Consider the following 2,899-nt stretch of genomic DNA (forward strand, 5'->3'; position numbering starts at 1 on the left):
GGCGTGATCACCCGCCAGCCGGATTACCGCCCAACCAGCGCTTCCCTACTGTCAGTTGCGACGCCGGAGCCGTACCGGCGAGCAACTCTCCGGCGGTCGGGGCGACCGGTCCACCGCCGATCACGCCCGGCGACGACCGCCGCTTCCCCAGAGGGACCTCCCGTGAAGACCAGACTCGGCATGGCCGCCGCCATGGGCGCCTGGAGCGCCCGACACAGAAAGACCGCCGTCTTCGGCTGGCTGCTGTTCGTCGTCCTGACCGCCGCGCTCGGCGGAACGCACGGCAACAGCAAGGTGACCGACTCCGAGCGGATGCCCGGCCAGGTCTCGCGCGCCGCGCGGATCCTGGACGAGGCCGGGCTGAAGAACCCGGTCGGCGAGACCGTCCTGGTCCAGAGCGCCACCCGCGGCGCCGACGACCCGGACTTCAGGGCCGCGGTCGGCCAGGTCGTCACCGCCGTGAACGGCACCGGCAAGACGGCCGAGGTCCGCTCCCCGTACGACACCGGGGCGGTGTCGGCGGACGGCCGCTCCGCCCTCGTCCTGCTCACCCTCAAGGGCGACCGCGAGGAGGCGGTCGCCGGCGTGGGGTCCGTCATGGACGCGGTGGCCGACGTACAGCGCCGGCACCCCGACCTCACCGTGGTCGAGCTCGGCGACGCCAGCTCCGCGAAGTGGATGCAGGACCAGTTCAAGAACGACTTCGCCCGGGCCGAGTGGACGGCCGTGCCGCTGGCCCTCGGCATCCTGCTCATCGCCTTCGGCGCGCTCGTCGCCGCCGTGCTGCCGGTGGTGCTCGCGCTGACCGCCTTCGTCGCGGCCGGCGGACTGGTCGCGCTCAGCAGCGGGCTGCTGCACACCAGCGACAACGCCAGCTCGGTGATGCTGCTGGTCGGCCTCGCCGTCGGCGTCGACTACTGCCTGTTCTACCTGCGCCGCGAGCGCGAGGAGCGGGCCGCCGGGCGCGACGCCGCCACCGCGCTGGCCGTGGCCGCCGCCACCAGCGGCCGGGCCGTCCTGGTCTCCGGCGTCACCGTCGTGGTCGCCATGGCCGGGATGTTCCTCACCGGGCTCGCCGACTTCCGCGCGATGGGCTACGCCACCATCGTGGTCGTGGTCACCGCCGTGCTCGGCTCGCTCACCGTGCTGCCCGCGCTGCTGTCCATGCTCGGCGACCGGGTCGAGAAGGGCCGCGTCCCCTTCCTCGCCAGGCTGCGCCGCCCCGACGCGGCCGACACCGGTGGGCGGTTCTGGAACGCCGTGCTGACCCCGGTGCTGCGCCGCCCGCTGGCCGCCACCCTGCTCGCCGGGGCCGCGCTGCTCGGCCTGGCAGCGCCGATGCTCACCATGCACACCGCCAACCTGACCTTCCAGCAGCAGCTGCCCGCCGGCAACGCCCTGGTCGCCGCCTCGCAGAAGATCGAGGCCGCCTTCCCCGGCAGCCCCGGCCCCGCCACCGTCGTGATCAAGGCCCGGGACATCTCCTCCCCCGCGATGACCGCCGCCATCGCCGACCTCAAGGCCAGGGCCCTGGCCAGCGGGCGGATGCACGGGCCGGTCGAGGTCGCGGTGCACGCCGACGAGAACATCGCCACCGTCGACATCCCGCTCAACGGCACCGGCAACGACGCCACCAGCAACGACGCGCTGAGGACCCTGCGCGAGGAGCTGGTGCCCGCCACCGTCCTCACGGTGCCCGGCACCGAGGCCCCGGTCACCGGCAACACCGCCGGATCGCACGACTTCAACAGCAGGATGACCGGCTCCATGCCGCTGGTCTTCGGTTTCGTCGTCGCCTTCGCCTTCCTGCTGATGCTCACCTCCTTCCGCTCGCTGGCCGTCGCCCTCACCGCCGTCGCGCTCAACCTGCTCTCGGTGGGCGCCGCGTACGGGGTGCTGACGCTGGTCTTCCAGCACGGCGTGGGCGCCTCACTGCTGGGCACCGCCGGGGTCGGCGCGGTCGAGTCCTGGGTGCCGCTGTTCCTCTTCGTGATCCTCTTCGGGCTCTCGATGGACTACCACGTGTTCGTGGTCTCCCGGATCAAGGAGGGCCACGACCACGGCCTTCCGACCCGGGCCGCGATCGCCCACGGCATCCGCTCCACGGCCGGCGTGGTCACCAGCGCCGCGGTGATCATGGTCGCGGTGTTCGCGGTCTTCGGCACCCTGTCCATGCAGGTGATGAAGCAGATGGGCGTGGGCCTGGCCGTCGCGGTGCTGATCGACGCGACGGTGATCCGCGCGGTGCTGCTGCCCTCGGTGATGACCCTGCTCGACGAGCGCAACTGGTACCTGCCGCGCTGGCTGAACTGGCTGCCCGACCTCTCGCACGGCGAGCCCCTCCCGCCGGCCGGCGCCGAGCGGGCCGTCCGGGAGCAGCCGGCCGACCCCGCGGACAGCGCGGACACCGGACGGCACCGCCGGGTCGAGGTCTGATCCCCTCTCCTCCCCTCTCTTCCTTCCGCTTCCTTCCGCACGGCCGTGCCGGTGCCGGGCCCCGCAGCGCGCGGGGCCCGGCGTCCGTGGGTCATGATGATCACCGTCCGGCATCCCCCGGACGAACACCGGCGGAACGGAGCCCAGCCATGATCCCCTTCGACGAGGGCCGCGCCCGGCTGCTGCTCGCCCATGCCTGCGAGTCCGCCGGACTGCCCGGCCCCGGCGACGCCCGGCTGCTCGCGCTCGGCGAGAACGCCGTCTTCGACCTCGGCGACCCGGCCGTGGTCGCCAAGGTCGGCCGCGGCCCCGAGCTGTACGACCGGGCGCACCGCGAGCTGACCGTCGCCCACTGGATGGCCGGGCAGGGCGTCCCGGTGGTCCGCCCGTACGAGGCGGTGGCGCCCGAGCCGCAGCTGGCCCACGGACACCCCGTCACCTTCTGGCACCGGCTCGCCCCCGC

General features: G+C 73.5%; 1 protein-coding gene and 1 pseudogene. Both read left to right on the forward strand.

The annotated features are described in order from the left end of the window. Window positions 1–180 precede the first annotated feature (180 nt). On the forward strand, window positions 181–2,436 hold the full coding sequence (locus tag J0670_RS34680; RefSeq protein ID WP_207816411.1) for an MMPL family transporter: 2,256 nt from the start codon (window positions 181–183) through the stop codon (window positions 2,434–2,436). Between the two features lie 149 nt (window positions 2,437–2,585). Beyond that, a pseudogene (locus J0670_RS34685) lies at window positions 2,586–2,899 on the forward strand (aminoglycoside phosphotransferase family protein); the annotation flags it as partial.

Source organism: Streptomyces sp. FH025 (assembly GCF_017427025.1).
Classification (GTDB): Bacteria; Actinomycetota; Actinomycetes; order Streptomycetales; family Streptomycetaceae; genus Kitasatospora.